General features: G+C 68.4%; 17 protein-coding genes and 1 tRNA gene. 9 read left to right on the top strand and 9 right to left on the bottom strand.

The annotated features are described in order from the left end of the window. Positions 1-89 precede the first annotated feature (89 nt). Positions 90-350 carry a hypothetical protein gene (locus CWS50_RS00190; RefSeq protein ID WP_127841173.1) on the top strand — a complete coding sequence of 87 codons (261 nt, stop codon included), beginning with the start codon at positions 90-92 and terminating at the stop codon, positions 348-350. 740 nt (positions 351-1,090) lie between these two features. Here CWS50_RS00190 and CWS50_RS00185 read toward each other — a convergent pair. The 4 genes from CWS50_RS00185 to CWS50_RS00170 form a co-directional block, all read right to left on the bottom strand. After that, positions 1,091-2,311: an AI-2E family transporter gene (locus CWS50_RS00185; protein ID WP_127841172.1), complete on the bottom strand. Its 1,221-nt coding sequence runs from the start codon at positions 2,309-2,311 to the stop codon at positions 1,091-1,093. Between the two features lie 156 nt (positions 2,312-2,467). Beyond that, complete coding sequence (locus CWS50_RS00180; protein WP_127841171.1) at positions 2,468-2,938, bottom strand: response regulator; 471 nt, start codon at positions 2,936-2,938, stop codon at positions 2,468-2,470. After that, entirely contained in the window at positions 2,935-5,145 is a 2,211-nt protein-coding gene (locus CWS50_RS13730; RefSeq protein ID WP_127841170.1) for a sensor histidine kinase, read from the bottom strand. Before CWS50_RS13730 ends, CWS50_RS00180 begins: the two co-directional genes overlap by 4 nt. Further along, a complete protein-coding gene (locus CWS50_RS00170; RefSeq protein WP_127841169.1) occupies positions 5,142-6,572 on the bottom strand; it encodes an SLC13 family permease in 1,431 nt (476 codons plus the stop codon). The genes CWS50_RS13730 and CWS50_RS00170 overlap by 4 nt, the downstream gene beginning before the upstream one ends. Before the next feature lie 413 nt (positions 6,573-6,985). Between CWS50_RS00170 and CWS50_RS00165 the strand changes: the two genes are divergently transcribed. After that, the gene (locus CWS50_RS00165) at positions 6,986-7,435 is read left to right on the top strand and encodes an S-ribosylhomocysteine lyase (protein ID WP_180342389.1); all 450 of its coding nucleotides are present in this window, start codon (positions 6,986-6,988) and stop codon (positions 7,433-7,435) included. A 754-nt stretch (positions 7,436-8,189) separates the two neighbouring features. Here the strand turns inward: CWS50_RS00165 and CWS50_RS00160 are convergent. Next, entirely contained in the window at positions 8,190-9,068 is an 879-nt protein-coding gene (locus CWS50_RS00160; protein ID WP_127841168.1) for an ABC transporter permease, read from the bottom strand. After that, positions 9,065-9,970 carry an ABC transporter ATP-binding protein gene (locus CWS50_RS00155; RefSeq protein ID WP_127841167.1) on the bottom strand — a complete coding sequence of 302 codons (906 nt, stop codon included), beginning with the start codon at positions 9,968-9,970 and terminating at the stop codon, positions 9,065-9,067. Before CWS50_RS00155 ends, CWS50_RS00160 begins: the two co-directional genes overlap by 4 nt. Before the next feature lie 721 nt (positions 9,971-10,691). On the opposite strand from CWS50_RS00155, the gene CWS50_RS00150 reads away from it, so the two are divergent. Together CWS50_RS00150 and mtnN are read left to right on the top strand one after the other, a co-directional pair. Further along, entirely contained in the window at positions 10,692-11,237 is a 546-nt protein-coding gene (locus CWS50_RS00150) for a LuxR C-terminal-related transcriptional regulator (protein ID WP_164860029.1), read from the top strand. A gap of 423 nt (positions 11,238-11,660) precedes the next feature. Beyond that, a complete protein-coding gene (gene mtnN, locus CWS50_RS00145) occupies positions 11,661-12,470 on the top strand; it encodes a 5'-methylthioadenosine/S-adenosylhomocysteine nucleosidase (RefSeq protein ID WP_243118368.1) in 810 nt (269 codons plus the stop codon). A 151-nt stretch (positions 12,471-12,621) separates the two neighbouring features. Here mtnN and CWS50_RS00140 read toward each other — a convergent pair whose 3' ends face one another. Together CWS50_RS00140 and CWS50_RS13080 are read right to left on the bottom strand one after the other, a co-directional pair. Continuing rightward, entirely contained in the window at positions 12,622-13,128 is a 507-nt protein-coding gene (locus tag CWS50_RS00140) for a hypothetical protein (RefSeq protein WP_341472728.1), read from the bottom strand. A 113-nt stretch (positions 13,129-13,241) separates the two neighbouring features. Beyond that, positions 13,242-13,688, bottom strand: coding sequence for an oxidoreductase (locus tag CWS50_RS13080; protein WP_206610422.1), 447 nt, complete (start codon positions 13,686-13,688; stop codon positions 13,242-13,244). A gap of 1,016 nt (positions 13,689-14,704) precedes the next feature. On the opposite strand from CWS50_RS13080, the gene CWS50_RS00130 reads away from it, so the two are divergent. Together CWS50_RS00130 and CWS50_RS00125 are read left to right on the top strand one after the other, a co-directional pair. Then, positions 14,705-17,092, top strand: coding sequence for a carbon starvation CstA family protein (locus CWS50_RS00130; RefSeq protein ID WP_127841164.1), 2,388 nt, complete (start codon positions 14,705-14,707; stop codon positions 17,090-17,092). An 11-nt stretch (positions 17,093-17,103) separates the two neighbouring features. After that, positions 17,104-17,295 carry a CstA-like transporter-associated (seleno)protein gene (locus tag CWS50_RS00125; protein ID WP_243118367.1) on the top strand — a complete coding sequence of 64 codons (192 nt, stop codon included), beginning with the start codon at positions 17,104-17,106 and terminating at the stop codon, positions 17,293-17,295. A gap of 239 nt (positions 17,296-17,534) precedes the next feature. Here the strand turns inward: CWS50_RS00125 and CWS50_RS00120 are convergent. Next, positions 17,535-17,618 (bottom strand) — tRNA-Leu (locus tag CWS50_RS00120). A gap of 251 nt (positions 17,619-17,869) precedes the next feature. Here CWS50_RS00120 and CWS50_RS00115 point away from each other — a divergent pair. Genes CWS50_RS00115 through CWS50_RS00105 form a run of 3 tightly spaced genes read left to right on the top strand, consistent with a single transcriptional unit; the run spans position 17,870 to position 20,603 of the window. Continuing rightward, the gene (locus CWS50_RS00115) at positions 17,870-18,577 is read left to right on the top strand and encodes an FhaA domain-containing protein (protein WP_127841163.1); all 708 of its coding nucleotides are present in this window, start codon (positions 17,870-17,872) and stop codon (positions 18,575-18,577) included. Continuing rightward, positions 18,574-19,044: an FHA domain-containing protein FhaB/FipA gene (locus tag CWS50_RS00110; protein ID WP_127841162.1), complete on the top strand. Its 471-nt coding sequence runs from the start codon at positions 18,574-18,576 to the stop codon at positions 19,042-19,044. Before CWS50_RS00115 ends, CWS50_RS00110 begins: the two co-directional genes overlap by 4 nt. After that, a complete protein-coding gene (locus tag CWS50_RS00105; protein ID WP_127841161.1) occupies positions 19,041-20,603 on the top strand; it encodes a PP2C family protein-serine/threonine phosphatase in 1,563 nt (520 codons plus the stop codon). Before CWS50_RS00110 ends, CWS50_RS00105 begins: the two co-directional genes overlap by 4 nt.

Below are 20,603 nucleotides of genomic sequence, written 5' to 3'. Positions count from 1 at the left end.
AGCCATGCCCACTCTGTGCCGACTCTGTGCGCGCAGCATGAGCAGGCCCCGCCCTGGCGGCTGGCAGCACGGGCGCGGAGCATCTCACCGTGGTCGTCAGGGATGCCACAGGTACCGGCCACGTCGACCTCGGGGACGTCGCCACCACCCTTGACCCCTACGCGGCGAGATATGGCTGTACTACCGGCGGCGATCTCGGTGAGACGCTGCTGGGGATCGCAGGCCCCTTGCCCGACGCGATCCAGATGCTCCGGCACGCGCCGTCAACCCTGGTCTCCCGGGTGGTCCTGGACCAGAACACGGTCGAAAAGCTCGTCGCGCTGCCGCGGCAGCAGCAGCAATGGTCGTAGACACGGAGGACACGGAGGATCTGGCACCAGGATGCGCCTGCCACCCGTGGTCCTGCTGCATCAGGTGGGTTGAAGCAGATCATAGTGGGGCATGGTGGATTCTCGGTGTACCCGCTTATCTCACGTGCACCGCCGTCGGGTTTTGCACGCTCATCTGGCGGTGCGCCTGGACGCTGGGGTGGGTGGGCCATGAGGCCGGTTGCACGCTCACCTTCCTGGGTAGTGGGCGAGAACGGCGTGATTCCGCCGATCTCGGTCAAGCATGTGGCCGGTGACCTGGGCTCCCATGTGCATCGAGCACCTCACTGCACATGGGAGCTTTTGAGGCCTCTCCGGCCCTACTGGTGAAACGGCGTGATTCCACGGATCCACAAAACACGGAGAAAGGTGAGCGTGCAGCTGGCCCTGGGACGGTCGGCGGCTGGCCGCAAGCGCCAGGGCACCACACTGGTGGCCCTGGCTGGCTGGACCCTGGCTAGCTGGACTAGCACTGCCCGACCGCAGACACGTGGCTGCGGGCGCCTGGCTCTGGTGAGTCGGGGCAGCCCCATCACCGTGTGCAGGATCCCGGCCCGCCGGACCCGCACCAGCCCTCTTCTGCTGTGCGACTTCCGCGACAGGCCCGGGTACACCTCACTGCGAGGGCATGGCTGACATAAAACGAGACCGTAGTCTGGGCCGCGCCCGAGCGCGCTCCTGACGGTGACGGTACACCGGAGTGCCGCCTCGTTTCATGCTGGTCACAGTGAAGGTGAGTCAGGACGCAGCCTCTCAGGTCCCTTCCCAGGACCGCCCAGGGCACCGGGAGCCTCGGGCTCCTGCTCCTTCAGCGGCTGGTCCCCGGCGGACAAGAATATCCCCACCCAGCGCGAGCGCGGGTCGGAGTCGATGAGCAGCGCCTTGGCGAACAGGGTCAGCGGCACGGCCAGGATCGTCCCCAACCCACCGATGACCGTGGACCAGAACATGAGGGAGACAAAGGTCGTGGTGGTGTTGAGACCCACGGCGTCGCCAGTGAACTTGGGCTGGATGAGGGTCTGGATGACAAAGTTGAGGACCGAGTAGGCCACCACCACCCACAGGGCCGTCCACGGGCCGGAGTCCACCAGCGCCAGCAGCGCCGGGGGAATGACCCCGACGACGAAGCCGATGTTGGGGATGTAGTTGGTGATGAAGGAGACTACGCCCCAGGTGACCGCCATCGGCACGTTGAGCGCCCACAGGGCAAAGACATCCAGCACTGCGACGATGAGGCCAAAGATGGTGGAGACGAGCCAGTAGGAGCGCACTGAGGCCGCGAAGCCCGTCATGGCGGAGGCGATCTCCGGTTTGAGCTCAGCCAGCGCCCGCACCCGGCCCTCGATCCTCATGGTGTCGAACATGAGGAAGACGATGACCAGGGCCATGATCGTCATCATGGACCCGGCAGACGTCAGCTGCTCCAGGAGCGTCTGCGCCAGCGACACGACCCGGGAGGTGTCCAGGGCACTGGTCGCCTGGTCAAGAAGGGAGGCCTGGTCCACCCCCATGGAGGTGAGCATCCTCTCGATGTCGGCCCAGATCTGCTGGAACCGGGAGGAGTATCCAGGCAGGGTGTCCACCAGCTGGGCGACCGCCACCCCTAGGGCGGCGAACAGGCTGAGGACAAAGGCGTAGAGGATGGCGATCGCCCCCACCGCCGCGACCCCTCGCGGCACGTGGTGGCGCGCCGCCCACGACACCAGCGGACGGATGGTCACCACCAGGGTCAGGGCAAAGAAGGCGGGCGCCACCAGCGACCGGACCATATACAGCCCCACCGCTGCCACGACAAGCGCCGCAACCGTGACCGCAATCACCTCACCCTGACTGCGCCCGGTCCGGGCGGCGTCGGTCACCCGGTCCTGCACCGAGGGGGCGGCGGACTCTGGAGACTCTGAGCGCCCGGAGGAACCAGGAACGACTGAGGACACGTCGGTCATGTCCCCATCCTTGCACGCGTCCTCACGCGCCGTTGGCCACAACCGCCGAGCCACCCCGGATGTGGCCGGAAGGACACACTAGAAGGACACAGGAGCCCAGACGTAGCGCCGCCGCTTCGAAGGCAGCACGAAGGCAGTCGGGACGGCCCGGGACGCCTACCGCAGCGCCTCCATGGCCCGTGGGCCGTCCAGGGCGCGCAGGTGGGGCAACGGGTCCAGGCCGGTGTCCAGCACAAAGTCCGTCAGCTGGGTGCGCACCACGTCGTGGAGCTGCTCAGGCTGCCACGGCTTGGCGATGTAGTGGTCCAGGCCAGCCTCGTTGACAGCGCGGATCGTGTCCGCCTGGTCCGCCTGCCCCGTGACCAGGACCTTGCGGGCGCTGGCTGTGCGCTCGTCGCCGCGCATCTGGACCAGCATGTCCACACCCGTGCGCCCAGGCAGCCGGTGGTCGGCCAGCACCAGGGCGACGACGTCACCGTCATCGTCCACCTCGGAGACCACCTCCAGGGCGTCCTCGACGTCCTCGGCGGGCTCCACACGCACAACGGGGGAGAAGGGCGCCAGGTCCGCCACGACGGCGTCGCGCACCTCCGGCTCGTCCTCCACGACGAGGATGGTCAGCTTCACGGGTCCTCCTTGGCAGTCGCTAAGTCGCTAGCGGTCGCTGGGTCTGGTGGGGTCACCGGGCTGGGCTGAGCCGTGGGGCCAGTCGGGGCGAAGCGGCCAGGACGGTCCGCCGCACCCGGCCGACCAAGTTCACCGGCCCCGTCAGCCCCTGCCGACCCACTAGCCCCTGCCACCTCGTTGACCAGGGCGGGGTCGCGGGGCAGCCGTACAGTCACCACCGTACGTCCCGGCCGGGACTCCACGGAGATGAGGCCCTCGTGGGCGTCGACGACGCTCCTGGCCAGCCCCATCCCCAGCCCCAGGCCAAAGCGCACCTGGCCGTGCTTGGTGGTGAAGCGCGGCTCGAAGATGCGGGGCAGGACCTCCGGGGAGATCCCCGGCCCGTTGTCCTCGACCTCCACACGCACGCCGACAGGACCTGCACCACCTCCAGGTCCCGCACCACCCCGGGTGCCCGTGCCCTCCTCAGCACCCCTAGGCGGCTGCGCGCCCCCGGTGTCCTGCCTGTCCCGGGTGTGGAACAGCTCGGTGTCCTCGGCCTTCTCAGCCCGCACCCGCAGGACGACCCTCTTGTCAGCCTGGCCGGTGGTCGCCAGGGCGTCCGCCGCGTTGGCCACGATGTTGGTCCACACCTGGGCCAGCTCCCCAGCACGGCCGCGCACCACGGGGACCTCCTCGTAGTCGCGCTCCACCTCTACCCCACCCAGCCGGTGGGCGGTCAGTCGTAGCGCGTCCTCCAGGACCTCGCGCACGTCCACGTCGTCGTCCATCTCCCCCTCGGGGCGCACGTAGGCGTGCAGGGAGGAGACCAGGCCCCGGATCCTCCTGGTCGCCAGCTCGATGTTGCGCTCGTTGCGTCCGATCGCCGCAGCGTGCTCCACCTCCTCCAGGTGGTGGGGGGCGGCCGCCAGGGCGCGCGCGTCGGCAGGGTCGCTGACTCCGGCGGCCACCAGGCGCCGGGCCAGGTCGCGGTCCCCCACGACCTCCTCCAGAACCCGCCGGGCCTGGCGCTCCTGCCTGGTGGAGGCCGCCGGGCGGCTTCGGGCCTCCTCACCCACGGAGCGGATGAGGTCCCCGGAGGGGTGGGAGGCCAGCAGCGCGGCGACGTCGCTGCGCAGGTGCTCAGCCGCCCGCCCCAGGGCAGCCACCGGGTTGTTGAGCTCGTGGGCGATACCGGCCGCCAGCTCGCCCAGGGTGGCGAACCGCTCCTGGGCCAGCAGCTCCAGGCGCGCCTGCTCCAGGGCCTCCAGCGCCTCCTGGGCCTGGGCCTTCTCCGCGTCCAGGGCTGCCGCCAGCTCGATCTTCTCCACCTGGAGCACCTCGGAGCGTGACAGGCGCTTGGTCAGGGAGCCGATGAGCAGGGCCGCCAGGACCTGCTCGGTGGCCGGGTTCTCCGCCAGGGCGCGGTCAAGCTGCTCGATGGACAGCAGGATGAGGTCCACGTCGGTGGTCGTGGTGGCGGTGACAAAGGCCCGCCCCTGGGAGGCCAGGGATACCAGGCCGATGATGCGCCCGGTGGTGGCGTGGTGGAGGATCACCTCGCCCACGCGGGTGTCGCGGGTCAGGGCCACGGCCCCCTCGACCACGATGTAGACACTGTCTACGCTCTGGCCTTGGTGAGCCAGGCGCACCCCGGGCGGCAGGCGCAGCCGGGGGCGCGGTCCCAGGACGTCCTCGCAGGCCTTGATAAGCTCGCGTGTCAGCGCCTCCGGTGAGTGGGTCAGGGTCTCCAGGAGCGGCGAGCGCCCGGAGTGCTCTGTCCCGGACCGGGAGCCCAGGAGGCGACGGCGGTCGTCGTCAGGCAGGTGGTCGCGCATCCACCGGCGGGTCTGGGCAGCCGCCCGGGTGGCTATGGCACCCGCGGTCCAGGGGACGGCCACCACCTCGTGGACCAGGTCCTCGTCGATAGCCCGGCCGATGTTGCTCAGCTCGGTGCGCTCGGTGAGCAGCACCAGCCGGGCCGTGCGCAGGGAGGGGAAGCGCTCCACGGCAGCGGCGACGTCATCCAGGCTGCCGACCTCGTCGGTGGCCACGATGAGGGCGACGGTACCCAGCTCCTCGGCCCGGGCCAGCAGCGCCCCCAGGGAGCGCAGGCGCACGACGTCGGCGACCTTGGCGACTGCGCCCTCCACCTCGTGGGCGGCCTGGGCGCCCAGGGAGGCAGGGGAGACGACGGCGACGACCAGCCGCTGCGCCTGCCCGCTCACAGCAGCCCCATGAGCGACCAGAGGGGCGGCATGGCCAGCACCAGGACCACCGTGCCCAGGAGGCCGACGATGACGCCCGTCCTGGCCATGTCCGCAGTGGAGACCTCGCCGGTGGCGTAGGCGATGGCGTTGGGCGGGGTGGAGATCGGCAGGCTCATCCCCAGGGAGCAGGCCAGGGCCAGCACCACGGCGATGGTCACCGGGTCCAGGCCCTCAATGCCGGTGGCCAGCCCCATGGCCAGGGGGATGAGCAGGTTCGAGGCTGCGGAGTGGCTGATGACGTTGGACATGGCCAGCCCCAGCAGGCCCATGACGATGACCACAACCAGCGCCCCCATCGCCTCCCAACGGAACAGGCCGAGGATCCACACGTCCAGACCGGTGGAGCCCACACCGTCGCCCAGGGCGATGCCCCCGGCCACCAGCCACAGCACTGGCCAGGACAGCCGCCCCAGGTCGGAGCCGTCCATGACCTGGGAGACCAGGAGGGCCACCACCGCCAGGAAGCCGACCACGTTGGCGCTCAGCCCGTGGAGGTTCTCAGTCATCCACGCCACAATGGTCGCGGCGGCGATGACGTAGAAGGTGACGGCCCTGCGGTCGGTGTCCCACGAGGCCCTCATGTCCAGGTCGATACCCAGGCCACGGGGGATGAACATCACGATGAGGAGTACCCAGGCGGCCAGGAGGACGACGAGCATGAGGGGGACGGCCATGAGCATCCACTGCGCGAAGGAGATGTGGTAGCCCGCCTCCGCCAGGGCTCCCAGGGCGATGGCGTTGGGCGGGGTGCCCACAGGTGTGCCGATGCCGCCGACGTTGGCGGCCACGGGGATGGACAGGGCCACGCCAGCGCGGGGACGGCCCTGGGGCAGGGCACCGAGGATGGGGATGAGCACGGCGAACATGGTGGCGGTAGTAGCCGTGTTGGACATGAACATGCTCAGCAGGGCGGTGATGACCATGAGGCCCAGCACCGTGGTGCGCGCCGACCCGGTGAAGGGGCGGATGAGGACGGCGGCGAGGTTGCGGTCCAGGTGGTACTTGGCGGCGCCGTCGGCGATGAGGAACCCACCCAGGAACAGGATGATGACGGGGTTGGCCAGGGCACCCAGGAAGCTGGAGTACTCCGGGGAGTCCTCTGGGACAGCCAGCAGGGCCTGGTCGGAGACCAGGAGGACCTCCAAGCCGATGACGAGCACCGCCGTGGCCACCAGGGGGATCGCCTCGGTCACCCACAGCACGATGGCCAGCAGGAAGACGGACAGCATGCGCTCGCCCACCGGGTCCAGGTCCGGCACGTCCACCAACAGCGGCGCCAGGAAGACGACGACGGCCAGCACCAGGCCGGTACGCTCCTTGGTACCCAGGGGCGGGCGCCTGTCCTGACGGGCTGAGCGTGCGGGCCGGGTGCGCACCTGCGGCATCTGGTCCTCCTCCTTGGCTACCAGGACTACCACTGACTATCAGGGGTTCTGGGGTGCCGACCTTCCATGCTAGAGCACGATTGCGCACCCTGGTAGGACCTCGGGTACAGGACTGGACCGGGCGACCTCCGGCCCCGCCAGCCACCGGCTCACGCACCCACGGCGCAGGCGCCCTGGGCAGTGGTCACTGTGGGCACTGTGGGCACTGCCAGGGGAGCCGCAGACCACGGGGCCTCCGCAGACTCTTAGCGAACCCTTCGCACAGGTCCTAGGCTGGGGCCATGACCACTGTGAGCGACCCGGCTGGCTCCCCCACCACGACGTCCGCCTCCGAGCCTGCTGCGGCGGGTGCCGCGCCCGTGCCCCCGGGCTCTGAGACCGTCTCCCGGACGACCCCCCGGATGACCCCCCGGATGAACGTGGAGTCCTTCAACCTGGACCACCGCGCCGTGGCTGCACCCTATGTGCGGGTGGCCGACCGCAAGGAGCTGCCCGGCGGGGACGTCCTGGTCAAGTACGACGTCCGCTTCTGCCAGCCCAACCGCGACCACCTGGAGATGGAGGCGGTCCACTCCGTGGAGCACCTGACCGCCGAGCTCATGCGCAACCACACCGACCGGCTCATCGACTTCTCCCCCATGGGCTGCCAGACGGGCTTCTACGCCCTGACCCTGGGCCTAGAGCCGCAGGACTTCCTGGCCGTCCTGGAGTCCACCTGCCGCGACGTCCTGGAGGCCACCGAGGTGCCCGCCGCCAACGAGGTCCAGTGCGGCTGGGGCGCCCACCACTCGTTGCCCGCCGCCCAGGAGGCCGTACGAGCCTTCCTGGCCGCACGCCAGGAGTGGGAGCAGGTCACGGTCTGAAGAGGCGTCTGCTTGCTCAGGAGCCCCGGCTCCACAGCACCCAGCAACGATGGCACTCTGGCGTTGTGGGACACCTCATATCTCTTGAGTGAGGCGGGGTTGTCTTTCTGAGTACTTCCACTTCTGCGGAATCCGTGCGAGGTGGGCTGGCGCGAATCGCGACAGGATGGAGCGTGTCGACAAGAGGTTGTCCCGTGCCAGCCTGCCGGGACGCCCGGAGCGCCACGGAGCGTGAGGCAGGCTCACGGCGCTCTACCCGTGCCAGACAGTCTTCACCCTGCCAGGATCCGCGCCAGGCAGCGCCACGCTACTCGCGCCCACCTGGAACAGCCACAACAGATATATGCCCCGCGCCCAGCGGCGGTGCAGATCACCATGAATGAAGCGCGGTGTGCTGCGGGCTGTGGAGCATCTGGGCTCAACCCATGACGAGGTGGAGCGACCGTACTAGTGGAGGCGGGATGGGAGAAGGTTCAGACCGACCAGAGCGTGCTGGCCCGGCTAACTGAGCTTACGGGTAGGGAACAGGTCCCCGCAATCGTATCCGAGCTCCTCGGGCAGGCTGTGTTTCCGGCAAGCCTCCAGTGGGAGCTAGGGCATGATCCTGCCCCGCGTAGCGGCGAGCCGGATACCGTCAACAGGGTAAGGGTAGAGGCCGCGTCGAAAAGGTCAGCCGCCCGGTGGGAGCGGGTTGCCGATGCCCGTCCCATGGAGACAACCTGGCTCCCCTGGCCAGGGATAAGGTAGACGGTACTCATCGGATGCTCCTCCCGATACGGGCGGACCCAGCCACGGTGAACATCAGCCCGAGGAGCAGCAGGCCCACGACGGCCCACACGGGCTCGATCTGCGTGTCCCCGATGCTGATGACGTGCCCGTAGTAGGTCTCGACAGCCTCTCGCACCGGCTCGGAGCCGCCCGCCAGGTTGTCCAGCGCTCTGCCTGCCAGGGGCTCGCGCAGCAGCATGGCGCCGGAGGAGAAGGGCAGCACATTGATGACGTTGACCACGGAGTCAGACAGCAGTCCCAGGGGCAGGTAGGCTCCCGCCAGGAAGCCCAAGAGCGTCCCCGTGATGGTAGACACGGTGGTGAAGGATCCCTCTGAGTGGACAAATGTCAGCCCAAAGGCGGACAGCGCCCCGAAGGACCAGGAGATCAGCAGGATCAGACCCAACCCCTGGGCCATAGCGGCCCACCCGGCAAACTCCCCGTAGATAGCCGCGACCATGACGGCTCCTGCCACTAGGACCACGGCGCCCATGGCCACCGCGACCAGGACGGCGCCGAGCTGGTAGCCCAGGATGAGTTGGGTGCGGCGGATCGGAGAGACTCGGAACTCCTTGAACCGTCCGCTGACGCGGTCGTCCACGTAGGTCTGGAAAGCCGCAAGGCCGGTGGTGATCGGCGTGATCATGACGATGCCCGCGTAGACCCAGGAGCCGATGTAGCGGCCTACGTCGTCAGAGGACGCACCCGGTACGGACTCCTCAAGGTTGTCCACCTGGATAGACCCGAGGAACAGTAGGTAGAGCAGCAGGAGGATGAACGCTGACAGCAGGGACAGCAGCACCCCGGCTCGGTCCCGAAGGTAGATCCGCAGGTTGCGCCGCACGAGCGCCATGATGATCCTCATGAGGTCCTTCCTCCGTTGACAAGGTTGAGGAAGACGTCGTCCATGGACCCCTGGATCACCTGGAAGTCCGTGACGGCATCGGCAAGGTCATTGAGCAGGGTGAGTGCCGCTGCGGAGCTGGGCACGGAGGTGTGCACCCCACCGCCCTCGCGGTACCAGTCGGACCTGCCCAGGTGGCGCTCAACCGCCGCGACCACCTCCTGGTCGCGGCCTGGCGCTGGCACCATGAGCAGCCTGGGCGTGGAGTACCGGGCCCGTAGCTGGGCAGGCGTCCCCTCAGCCACGGCAGCACCTTTGTCAATGACAAGGACGTGATCAACGGACTCGGTCTCCTGCATGTAGTGGGTGGTCAGCACAATGGTCAGGCCCAACTCCTGGCGCAGACTTGCCATCGCCTTCCACACCTGCTCACGGCTGTAGGGGTCCAGCCCTGTCGTCGGCTCGTCGAGGAACAGGGTCCGCGGCTTGTTCAGAAGCGCCCTGGCGATATCCACGCGTCGCTTCTGCCCACCGGACAGGACACCGTAGGGGCGGTCCACGAAGTCCTCAAGGTCAACGAGGTCAACAAGCTCGTGGATGCGCCGGTGTCCCACACCGTACAGGTCCGCCTTGAAGCGGAGGTTCTCCAGGGTGGTGAGCCGGGGGTCGAGCAGGGACTGCTGGAAGACGACACCGATGCGTGAGCGCACCTCGTGGCCCCGGTCCTTGACGCTCATCCCGTCGATAGTGATGTCCCCCTGGTCCAGGGGGAGGAGAGTGGTCGTGCACGAGATCGTGGTGGTCTTGCCAGCGCCGTTGGTCCCCAGGAAGGCGAAGAACGCTCCGTCCTCGACCCTGAATGACAGGTTGTCGACGGCAACGACTGCTCCAAATCTCTTGACCAGACCTGATACCTCGATCATCTGTCTGTCCTTCTTGTTGTCCAAGGGGCAACAGGCCGACCAGCCAGGTGCCGGTCCCGTACGTTCCCTCGGGGTTCTGTCACATCTATTTCACTGCGGGCAGCAGTCCCCGGTCCTCCTCCTCGGCGGCGCAACCAGGACCATACTTGGTCTCAGCGGGGCTCCTTCCTCCGTACAGCCGACCCCCTCCTTCCGTACACCTCCGGCCCTTCTTCCGTCATGGCGGCTCCTTGCTGACCAGAGATCTGGCGGGGCCGACGTGAGGCCGACGCTGGTAGCGGGCCAGGGACTCCGCACCACCCAGGATCCACACGAGCGAGATCGGGAGAAAACGACGACCAACTGCTTGCCCGGCCCCAGGGAGTCAGGTAGCCTGCCCCGGTCTTCTTTATAGAAAGGACACCATGTCCGCTCCCCGATCCCTATCGACCCCCTGGCCAGGGGCGCCCCGCACACCTGCCATCTCCTCAGACTACGGCCTCATCGGCGTCCAGGAGTGCCCCCGCCTACGGTGGGTCGTCACCGTCACCCCGACCGGCCACTAGCAGATCCTCACGTCATCCTGCCCCTGAGCACGAAAGATCAGCCATGAGTACCGCAGGCACGCCGGGTACGTCTAGCGGTCCGATTCGCATCGCTCTCGTCGATGACGACCCGATCGTCCTTGAGGCCCTGTCCCCTCTCCTCGACGCCCAACCGGGCATCAGCGTCATCGCCGGCCGTGAACGGCGCCGAGGCCGTGAATCTTGCCCGCACGCGCACCATCAACGTCTTCCTCATGGACATACTGATGCCCACACTGGACGACGTAGCCGCGACCTCGCAAATTCTTCAGGCGAACAGGCGGACACGAGTCCTGCTCCTGACCGCCTTCGACGACGACACGTTCCTTGATGGCGCGATCGTTGCAGGGGCCTCAGGGTTCCTCCTCAAGAACACGCCCCCCGCCAAGGTCGCGGATGCTGTCCGCGCAGTGGCAGCTGGTGGAAAGGTCCTGTCACCGGGGCCGACCAGCCGCGTCCTGGAGCGGTACCGCCATGGCAGTTCCCCGCAAGCGCAGTCGGCCATACATACGGACTTGTCAGAGCGGGAGCAGGAGGTCCTCCGTCTCCTGTGCCAGGCACGCAGCAACCGACAGATCGCCCATCAGCTCCATCTCGGCGAGACCACAGTCAAGACCTACGTCTCCACCATCATGCGCAAGATGGGGGCCACCAGTAGGCTTGAGGTGGTCGTAGAGGCCTTCCGGCACGGCCTCAGCGACTAGGTCGTGTTGTGTAAGTCGTTTGAGCCAGTGGTTGATGCTGGCGATGTGGGTGGTGGCCTAGTGGCGCGCGGCGGGCTTGTCGTGCCTGGTGGTCGTGCCTGAGGTGGCCGAGGCACCGCTCCACGGTACTGCGGTCCTTACAGGCCACAGGGCCGCAGGCGGACGGAGCCGCCCCAGCACCCCGACCAGGCATAGACGCCAGACACAGCCAAGCAGCCGGGCGGCCCGCTCGCCGGGGGCGCTGGCGGCCTGGAGAATGGGCACCCCACCTGGCACGAGACCGAGCGCGACCCGCACCTAGTCCTGCACCAGGCGGTGGAGGCGGTCCTCCTGGGGCTGAGCACGCCGGACAATCCCGGGCAGGACACCGACCCCGCGACACCCGCCGGGGACACAGCACCACCGACGCCGTAGGCTTCTCCCATGACGTCAGCCCCCCGTCCTGCTGCCGCGATCATCTCGGTGGCGATGCCCGAGGAGGCCCAGCCCTTCCTGGAGGCCCTGCCCAGGCTCGACGGCGCCACCCCGCCCACCCTGCTGGGCTCCGCCGAGACCTGGAGCCTGGAGCTGTCCGCAACTGTCGGCCCTGAGGTGACCAGCCCCCTCACCGGCCCCGCTACTCTCGGCGGCGACGCGGCCGCGCCCCGTGAGGTGATCCTGCTGCGCTCAGGTATCGGCCTGGTCGCAGCCGCCTCCGCCCTGACCGCTGCCCTGACCCAGGTGCGTCCGCAGGTCGTCATCTCCGCTGGCACCACCGGCGGCCTGGGTACCCAGGTGGAGGTGGGCGACGTATGCGCGTCCACCGCCCTGGCCTTCACTGACGCCGACGCCACCGCCTTCGGCTACCTGCACGGCCAGACACCCGGCCAGCCCGAGATCTTCCACGGCGCACCCTCCCTGCTGGCCAGGCTGGGACGGGTGGGCGAGCCCGCGCTGCGGGCCGCCACGCCCTCCTCCGGGCAGGCCCACATGCGCATCGGTCAGATGCTGGCGGGCAGCTCCTTCGTCACTGAGGCCAACGTGGCCACGGTCCGTCGGGTCTTCCCCTCAGCGATCAGTACAGACATGGAGTCCACCGCCCTGGCCCAGGTGGCTGCGAGCGCGGGCCTGCCCTTCCTGTCCGTGCGCGGTGTCTCTGACCTGTGCGGACCCCAGGCGGGCCGCGACTTCCACATGGGGGCACAGGAGGCCGCAGCCCGCAGCGCCGCAGTGGTCCTGGCCCTGCTGGGTTAGGTGCTGGGCAAGAAGGCGGCACCGCAAGACTGCCACGGTTCCTGAGACCTTAGGATGGAGGTATGGAATGTGGCCCACGTGAGTGTGGTCCACCTGGAGGTCGAGGCCCGGTCCGCCCCTGCCTGGCAGAGTGACCCCTGCCCGGTGGCCCCTACCCGGTCCTGGGAGGGCTCAGGTCCGGCGTCCCGGACGTCTCCCAGGAGCAGACCAGGCGCGCGATGGTCTCGGCGACCTCCTGGTCCTTGCCCTGGTAGGTGTGCCCGGTCCCCTTGATGAGTACGAGCTCGTTGGCGTCTGGGTCGGCGGTGTGGTCATTGATGGTGGTCAGGAACCCAGCCGGGTCACCGTAGGTGAACCGGTCGTAGGTGCCGATGAGCATGGCCCCGGTGTGCCTCATCGCGGCGACCTGGGAGAAGTCGCCGTCAGCCTCGACGTGGACGTTGTCGAGGATGTTGTCGAAGAGCCACTGCCGGGCGGTCTCGGCCCGGCACGGCACCCAGCCCATGAGCGGGAAGGGCAGGCGCCGCTGCCCCTGTCCACGCTCCAGGTAGTCGAGCACCACCTGCCGCTCCTGGGACGTCACCTGGTTGGTGAGGTGACGCAGGTTGGCGGGACTGAGGAGCAGGAGGTGCTCCACCCTGGGGTCGTGGTGGCGCAAGAGGTAGTAGATAACCTTGTTGGCCCCCAGGGAGTGCCCGGCCAGGATGATCCGCCGGTAGCCAGCGGACTCGGCGTAGTCGAGCCAGGCCTGCGGTGCTGGTGCTGCTCATCTCAGTAGTCCTGACCACGGTAGCGCACGCCGTACTGCTTGGAGGGCGGGTAGAAGTCTGTGCCCATCCGGGTCCCCTCCAGCATGGCTGGCGTGTAGCGATAGCTGTCCGCCTTGTCCCAGTCGAAGGTGGTCTCGATCTTGTCCTCCCTCCCGCTCTCGATCAGCTCGACCAGGTGGGGGTTGAGCAGCACACTCTTGCCCACGGCGATCAGCTCGGCCCAGCCGGCGCTGTAGGCGGCGATCATGTCGTCGGCCGTGTATAGCCTGCCCACCCCGGTCAGTGGCAGGCGTCCGGCGATGCGCTCGTGGAGCAGCTGCATGCGGGTGAGGCTGGTGTCCGCGCCGCGCCGGGCACGCTTGTAGAAGTCCCACAGTGATACGTGCAGGTACTGCAGCGGCTTGTCCAGCAGGGAGTCGACCAGGGCAAGGGTGTCTGCCATAGCCATCGACGAGCCCGTGCACCTCGGTGTCCGTCATAGCGCGCGAGCCCGCGAAGGGGGCAGTGGTCGGGGAGACGACGTCGTGGCCCTGGGTCATCCGTGGATCGGCACGCAGTCCGGAGTGAGCCAACTGAGCGACCGCCAGCGCACCCTGCTCGTGGGCAGTGTCCGCGTACTCCCGCAGCGTGGCCAGATGCCGCTCGTCAAAGGCGTTGGGGGACTCGAAGCCGATACCACCGGCGCCACGTTGGTGAAGGGCATGATGAACAGGGAGAACCCCGTAAAGCGGTCCCGCCAGAAGCGCCGGGCGAACTCGGTCAGCTCGCCGTCGGCACCGGAGTCGTAGATAGTCAGGGGCGCGACCACGAGGCGGTTCTTCAAGGTGACGCCGTTGTTGAGCGCACAGGGCTGGAAGAGCGGCCGCTACTTCTGGTTCATCCTACCCGGGGTGGGGATCCGTGCCGGGGTCTGTGCGTGATCCTGGACCTGGGACGTGGGATCCGGCTGCGTTCGTGGATGTGTCATGGCGCCTCCTGAGCGCTCGTCCCATGCAGTGGGGGCAGCGCAGTCACCGGGTTGGTACTTGCCGGACCAATACTCAAGGACATTCTTATTATTCCGACCCAGATTCAGAGAAAAGATCTCCTGCGGCACGGTACGGATCATCCCGTACTGCCCGGAGCCGCTGACCAGCTGTGCACACGTGCACTGCACCCCTGCGCTACACCGCGACACGCAGGGTGTGATGGGTGCGGTCCCAGCCAATCGCACGACATGAACCCGGCGGACGCACCTCGGGTCACCCGTCTATGCCCCCGCAGCACTCCCTGGAATCCGCCCACCCTCTTCCGCAAAGCCCAGCACAGGGATATCCTGGACAGGTCGGTCCCCGGCTCGGCCCTCCCGGGTCTGCACCGCCCGGTGGGCAGCAGGCCGCTAGAGGGCCCACCCTGATCCTGGCCGACCCGACCCACACCGCACCAAGCAGCCCCACCAGCACCCTCACCGTCGAGGAGTGACCCATGTCCCAGCAGTCCGCTGCCCAACCTACCTACACGCCCGAGGACGAGCGACGCATCCTCCGCAACAAGGACGGCGTCCCCGTCGGGACGCTGCCGGACAACCGCTGGACCCCGGCCAAGACCGCCCTGTGGGCGGTCATCACGGCCCTGGGCGTCCTGGGCTGGTGGATGCTGGCCATGGTCCGCGGGGAGAGCGTCAACACCATCTGGTTCGTCGTCACAGCGGTGTGCACCTACGCCATCGGGTACCGCTTCTACGCCCTCTACATCCAGCGCAGGATCATGCGCCCCGACGACACCAACGCCACCCCCGCCGAGCGCATCAACAACGGGCGTGACTTCGACCCCACCCACCGGGTCGTCCTCTACGGCCACCACTTCGCCGCCATCGCCGGGGCAGGGCCGCTGGTGGGGCCGGTCCTGGCCGCCCAGATGGGCTACCTGCCCGGCACCCTGTGGATCATCGTCGGGGTCCTGGTCGCCGGCGCCGTCCAGGACATGCTGGTCCTGTTCTTCTCCATGCGCCGGGGCGGGCGCTCGCTGGGCCAGATGGCCACTGACGAGATCGGGCGCGTGGGAGGCGCCGTGGCAACGGTCGTCGTGTTCGTCATGCTCATGATCGTCCTGGCGGTGCTGGCCATGGTCTGCGTCAACGCCCTGGCGGAGTCCCCGTGGGGTGTGTTCTCCGTGGGGTGCACGATCCCCATCGCCGTGGGGATGGGGCTGTGGCTGCGCTACGTCGCTCCCGGCAGGATTACCCAGGTGTCGGTAGCCGGGTTCGTCGTGCTCATCGCCGTCATCATCGGGGGGCGCTGGGTCGCCGAGTCCCCCCTGGGCGAGCACCTCCACCTGTCTCCCACCACGCTGGTGTGGGCGATGATCGTCTACGGCTTCCTGGCGGCGGTCCTGCCCGTGTGGGTGCTGCTGACGCCGAGGGACTACCTGTCCACCTTCATGAAGGTCGGCACCATCCTCGTCCTGGCCATCGGTATCATCATCGTGCGTCCGCTCGTCGAGGTCGCCGCAGTCTCCGAGTTCGCCTCCAACACGGAAGGCCCCGTGTTCGCGGGCACCCTCTTCCCCTTCCTGTTCATCACCATCGCCTGCGGGGCGCTGTCAGGTATGCACTCCATGGTCTCCTCCGGGACCAGCCCCAAGATGATCGAGAAGGAGAGCCAGACCCGCATGATCGGCTACGCGGGCATGCTCATGGAGTCCTTCGTGGCGGTCATGGCCCTGGCCGCAGCGGTGTCACTGAGCCCGGGCGTCTACTTCTCCATGAACACCTCTGAGGCGTCGCTGGACGCGCTGGCGGGGGAGGAGGTCGTGGCAACGGCCCAGTCCCGCGAGGAGGTGGCCAGCACCGCTGTGTCCAACCTTGAGGTGACCGACGCCCGGGGAAGATCCCTCACACCCAGCTGGGACTCCTGGGACGAGGAGGGCAACCCTGCCACCTACACCGGGACCGAGGCACTGGAGCAGGTCGCTGCCGACATGGGAGAGCCCTCGGTGGTCTCACGCACCGGCGGGGCACCGACCCTGAGCGTGGGTATGGCCCACATCCTCCACCAGATCGGAGGCGGGCGCACAATGATGGGCTTCTGGTACCACTTCGCCATCATGTTCGAGGCCCTGTTCATCCTCTCCGCTGTGGACGCGGTGACCCGCGTGGCCCGCTTCCAGCTCTCCGACGCGCTGGGCAACGTGTTCCCGAGGTTCAAGGACCCCTCCTGGCGGCTGGGCGCGTGGAGCTCGACGGCGGTCGTCGTGGCCGCCTGGGGCTCGCTGCTGCTCATGGGGGTGACCGACCCACGCGGCGGGATCCAGACCCTCTACCCGCTCTTCGGGATCGCCAACCAGCTGATCGCCGCCGTGGCCCTGCTGGTAGCCACGGTCATCGTGGTCCGCAAGGGCTATGTGAGGTGGGTGTGGATACCCCTGGTGCCGCTGGTCTTCGACACCGCAGTCACCTTCACCGCCTCCTGGCAGAAGATCTTCTCCACCGACCCCCGGGTCGGCTACTGGCAGCAGTGGCGTGACGCCCGCGAGCTCCTGCCCACCCTCACCGACCCGGAAGCGGTCGCCGAGCAGGAGGCCATCGTGCGCAACACGTTCATCCAGGGCACCCTGTCGGTCGTCTTCGTCCTCATGGTGGCCTTCACCATGGTCTGTGCCCTGCGACGTGTCGTCACGGTGCTGCGCACAGGTGACACGACGACGTCGGAGGACCCCTACCAGGAGTCGGCCTTCTACGCCCCCGACACCATGGTGGCCTCACCGCTGGCCAGGAAGGTGGCTCGGGAGTACGAGCAGGTCGGGGATCCCCGGCTCGTTGCCAGGCGTGCGGCGGAGACCAGCCAGCCCTCGGCCTCCGGTGGCGGCAGGTGAGGTGGGCGCCGGTGCCGCGCCTGCGTGAGGTCGTGGACCGTACCCGGCGCCTGTGGCGGGACATGACGGGAGAGTCCGCCTACGAGCGCTACCTGCAGCGCCACTGTCACGAGCGCCCGGGCTGCGCACCGATGGGGGAGCGTGAGTTCTGGCGTGCCCGTGCAGAGGCTGCGGAGAGGAAGGTCTCCACCGGCTGCTGCTAGGGGCCTGGCGGCCCAGAACACCACACCCCATCTCGGTGGTCTTTGTCATACCGGGGTGCAGCGGTACCCGGTGACGACAGTCCACAGGGGCGGCAGGCGCCGGGACCACGGTCAGGCAGGCAGTGTCTTCCGGGGCGCCGCAGATGCTGTCGCAAGTATGCTGCCCAGGCTGACCGGTCCTCGCCGCCTGGGTCCTCAGACACACAAAGGCCCAGGTCACACTGACCTGGGCCTGGCCGTGCGCGGGGGGGGACTCGAACCCCCATGATCGTAAGATCACACGGACCTGAACCGTGCGCGTCTACCAATTCCGCCACTCGCGCGAAGCGGGTATGAGAATAGCCGCCCCAACCCATCCTCGTCCAATCAGAGCCTCCCAGGCGAACTATGAGACCGATCACGACACTTTGCTGAGACGCCACCCCTGTCCTGTCTTCCCTGTCGGGGGCTCACTACGGTTACGATGGGCCAAGGCTGGGTCAGGGCATCGCCTGCCGCAGGCCCAGGGAGACGGGGCAGTTCTGTCTCCCGGCCCTACAGGGCTGTCGCACACTACTCTGGGGAGGTAACGTCCATGGGTTTCCTGGACAAGTTCGAGAAAGGCGTCGAGAACGTCGCGAACCGCGCCATGTCGCGTTTCTCGGACGACGTCGAGCCCATTGAGATCGCCTCGAAGCTGCGGGAGACCATGGACAAGCGGGCCGCGTCCTTCGCGCGCGACCGCTCCGTGGTTCCCAACATCTTCCGCATCCACCTGGCACCTGCGAGCATCGAGCGCATCACCGCCTGGGGCCAGGACGAGATGGTCCGGCAGATGGAGGAGGTCGCCACCACGCACGCCGCGGAGCAGGGCTACTCCTTCGTCGGCCCGGTCGAGGTCACCTTCGTGGCCAACGACGCCCCCAACGCCCCCGCCGTGGAGATCGAGTCCTCCACACGCCGCGGCGCTGCGGCCCCGGCTGCGGCCGCAGCGGCATCACCATCCCACCCCATCGTGGACATCAACGGCCAGCGCTACCTGCTCACCGGCCCAGTCACCATCATCGGCCGCGGCAGCGAGGCCGACATCATCGTCGACGACTCGGGCGTCTCCCGCCGACACCTGGAGATCCGGCTGACGCAGGGCAACACGATCGCCACGGACATGGGCTCGACCAACGGCACCTTTGTCGAGGGCCAGCGCGTGGACGCCGTCACCCTGGTGGACGGCAACACCCTGACCATCGGCCGTACCCAGATCATGTTCTGGGACGGCACCCAGTCAGTCGGGGCCAACGGGTGAACGAGCTCGTCTTCTCCATCCTGCGGCTGGGCTACCTGGCCCTGCTGTGGGCGTTCCTGTTCCTCGCCGTGCGCGCCCTGCGCCGGGACGTCGCCGAGACACCGAGCACCTCCTCCTCGTCCCGGCGACGCCCCTCCCGCCCCTCAGAGCCCTCACCCTCCCGCAGTCGACGACGCAGCGCCTCCCGGCTCCTCATCACAGAGGGACCGCTGGCCGGCTCTACCGTCCCCTTGAGCCCCACCTCGATCATCATCGGCCGCTCACCCTCGTGCACGCTGGTCCTGGACGACTCCTACGCCTCCTCCCGGCACGCCCGCGTCTTCCCCAAGGAGGGCTCCTGGTGGCTTGAGGACCTCGGCTCGACCAACGGGACCACCATGAACGGGGCACCCGTGCACGGAGCCGTCGAGCTGCCCGTGAACACCCCGGTCCGCATCGGGCAGACGACGTTGGAGCTGCGCTCATGACCATCTCCCTGCGCTTTGCCGCCAGGTCCGACGTCGGCCTCGTGCGCCAGTCCAACCAGGACGCCGGCTATGCCGGGCCGCACCTGTGCGTGCTGTGCGACGGCATGGGCGGCCCCGCCGGCGGCGACATCGCCTCTGCCGTCGCCGTTGAGCACCTCATGCCCCTGGACGCCGACTCCCACCAGGCCGGGGAGCTCCTCGGTCTCATGCGTGAGGCTGTCCACGCCGCCCACGCAGAGCTTGTCTCCCTGTCCGCCCAGGACCCGGACCTGGCCGGGCTGGGGACCACGTGCATCGGTGTCATGCGTTCCGGCAACAAGCTGGCCATGATCCACGTGGGGGACTCGCGGGCCTACATGCTACGTGACGGGACCCTGACACAGGTCACCACCGACCACACCTTCGTGGAGTACCTGGTGGAGACCGGGCGGCTGACGCGCGACCAGGCCCGGCAGCACCCGCAGCGCTCGGTCCTGCTGCGCGTCCTGGGAGACGCTGAGGGCGACGTCCAGCTCGACGAGTCGATCCGCGAGGCAGTACCGGGCGACCGCTGGCTCCTGTGCTCCGACGGGCTGTCAGGCCCGGTCAGCGCGGAGACCATCGGGGAGGTGCTGGCCTCGGTCACTGACCCGGGCCAGGCCGCCGACCAGCTCATCGACCTGGCCCTTCGGGCGGGCGGACCGGACAACGTGACCGCAGTGGTGTTCGACGTCGTCAGGAACGAGCCCGACCCGCAGAGCGACCCCCAGGTCGTCGGCAGCGCCGCCACCGAGCGCCTCGCCCAGGAGCGCGCTGCTGCTGCCGCCCGTTCCTCCGGCCGGGCGGGCACCACCACCAGCGACACCGGAGGACAGACCGGGCACGACGATGAGCGGATACACGCCGACTCTTCCCAGAAGGCGTCCCGCAGCGGCCCCTCGACACCAGCGGCCAAGGCTGCCGCACTCATGGCCACGCTGGAGGCAGACAAAGGCAACGCCGCTGGTGGCGCTGACGTCGGTCACGAGGACGAGGACGCCGAGGCAGCCTGGGAAGCGGTCGCAGCCGAGGCGGACGCCCAGCGTGCAGCACGACGTCACAGCCGCCGCAGGACCCTTGTCGGCTCCCTGGTCCTGCTGGCTGCTGTCCTGGGGGCAGGATTCCTGTTCTACCGATGGACACAGACCCACTACTACGTCACCACCTTGGACAACCAGGTGGCGATCTACCGCGGGATCCCCCAGTCCCTGGGTCCGCTGGAGCTCAGCCACGTGGTGGAGACCTACTCCGAGCCAACCGTGGAGGACCTCGACGAGCGCATGCGGGACCTGCTGGACGACACGGTGTACCGCGACTCCCTGCCCTCAGCACGTCGCTACGTCGAGGTCACGGTGTCCAGCCACACCAGGACCGGCCCCGAGGCCGAGGCCACCAGCAGCGCCACGCCGACAGCACCAGGCTCCACGGCACCGCCAGCCACCCCCGCAGCGTCAGCGACAACGGCAGCATCGACGACATCACCGCCGACACCTCAGCCTCCCTCTCCCAGCGGTTCCCCGACCCCCACCCAGGAGCGCTGA

The organism is Actinomyces wuliandei, from assembly GCF_004010955.1.
Lineage (GTDB): Bacteria > Actinomycetota > Actinomycetes > Actinomycetales > Actinomycetaceae > Actinomyces > Actinomyces wuliandei.
The sequence above is the reverse complement of the archived record's forward strand: the minus strand, read 5'-3'. Positions and strand labels throughout refer to the sequence as shown.

What these genes read in the sequence shown, in the direction of transcription:
- CWS50_RS00130 (WP_127841164.1), top strand. Translation starts at nt 14,705, where the DNA reads ATGTCCCAGCAGTCCGCTGCCCAACCTACCTACACGCCCGAGGACGAG.
- CWS50_RS00185 (WP_127841172.1), bottom strand. Translation starts at nt 2,311, where the DNA reads ATGACCGACGTGTCCTCAGTCGTTCCTGGTTCCTCCGGGCGCTCAGAG.
- mtnN (WP_243118368.1), top strand. Translation starts at nt 11,661, where the DNA reads ATGACGTCAGCCCCCCGTCCTGCTGCCGCGATCATCTCGGTGGCGATG.
- CWS50_RS00105 (WP_127841161.1), top strand. Translation starts at nt 19,041, where the DNA reads ATGACCATCTCCCTGCGCTTTGCCGCCAGGTCCGACGTCGGCCTCGTG.
- CWS50_RS00155 (WP_127841167.1), bottom strand. Translation starts at nt 9,970, where the DNA reads ATGATCGAGGTATCAGGTCTGGTCAAGAGATTTGGAGCAGTCGTTGCC.
- CWS50_RS00170 (WP_127841169.1), bottom strand. Translation starts at nt 6,572, where the DNA reads ATGCCGCAGGTGCGCACCCGGCCCGCACGCTCAGCCCGTCAGGACAGG.
- CWS50_RS00115 (WP_127841163.1), top strand. Translation starts at nt 17,870, where the DNA reads ATGGGTTTCCTGGACAAGTTCGAGAAAGGCGTCGAGAACGTCGCGAAC.
- CWS50_RS00160 (WP_127841168.1), bottom strand. Translation starts at nt 9,068, where the DNA reads ATGAGGATCATCATGGCGCTCGTGCGGCGCAACCTGCGGATCTACCTT.
- CWS50_RS00165 (WP_180342389.1), top strand. Translation starts at nt 6,986, where the DNA reads ATGAACGTGGAGTCCTTCAACCTGGACCACCGCGCCGTGGCTGCACCC.
- CWS50_RS13080 (WP_206610422.1), bottom strand. Translation starts at nt 13,688, where the DNA reads ATGGCTATGGCAGACACCCTTGCCCTGGTCGACTCCCTGCTGGACAAG.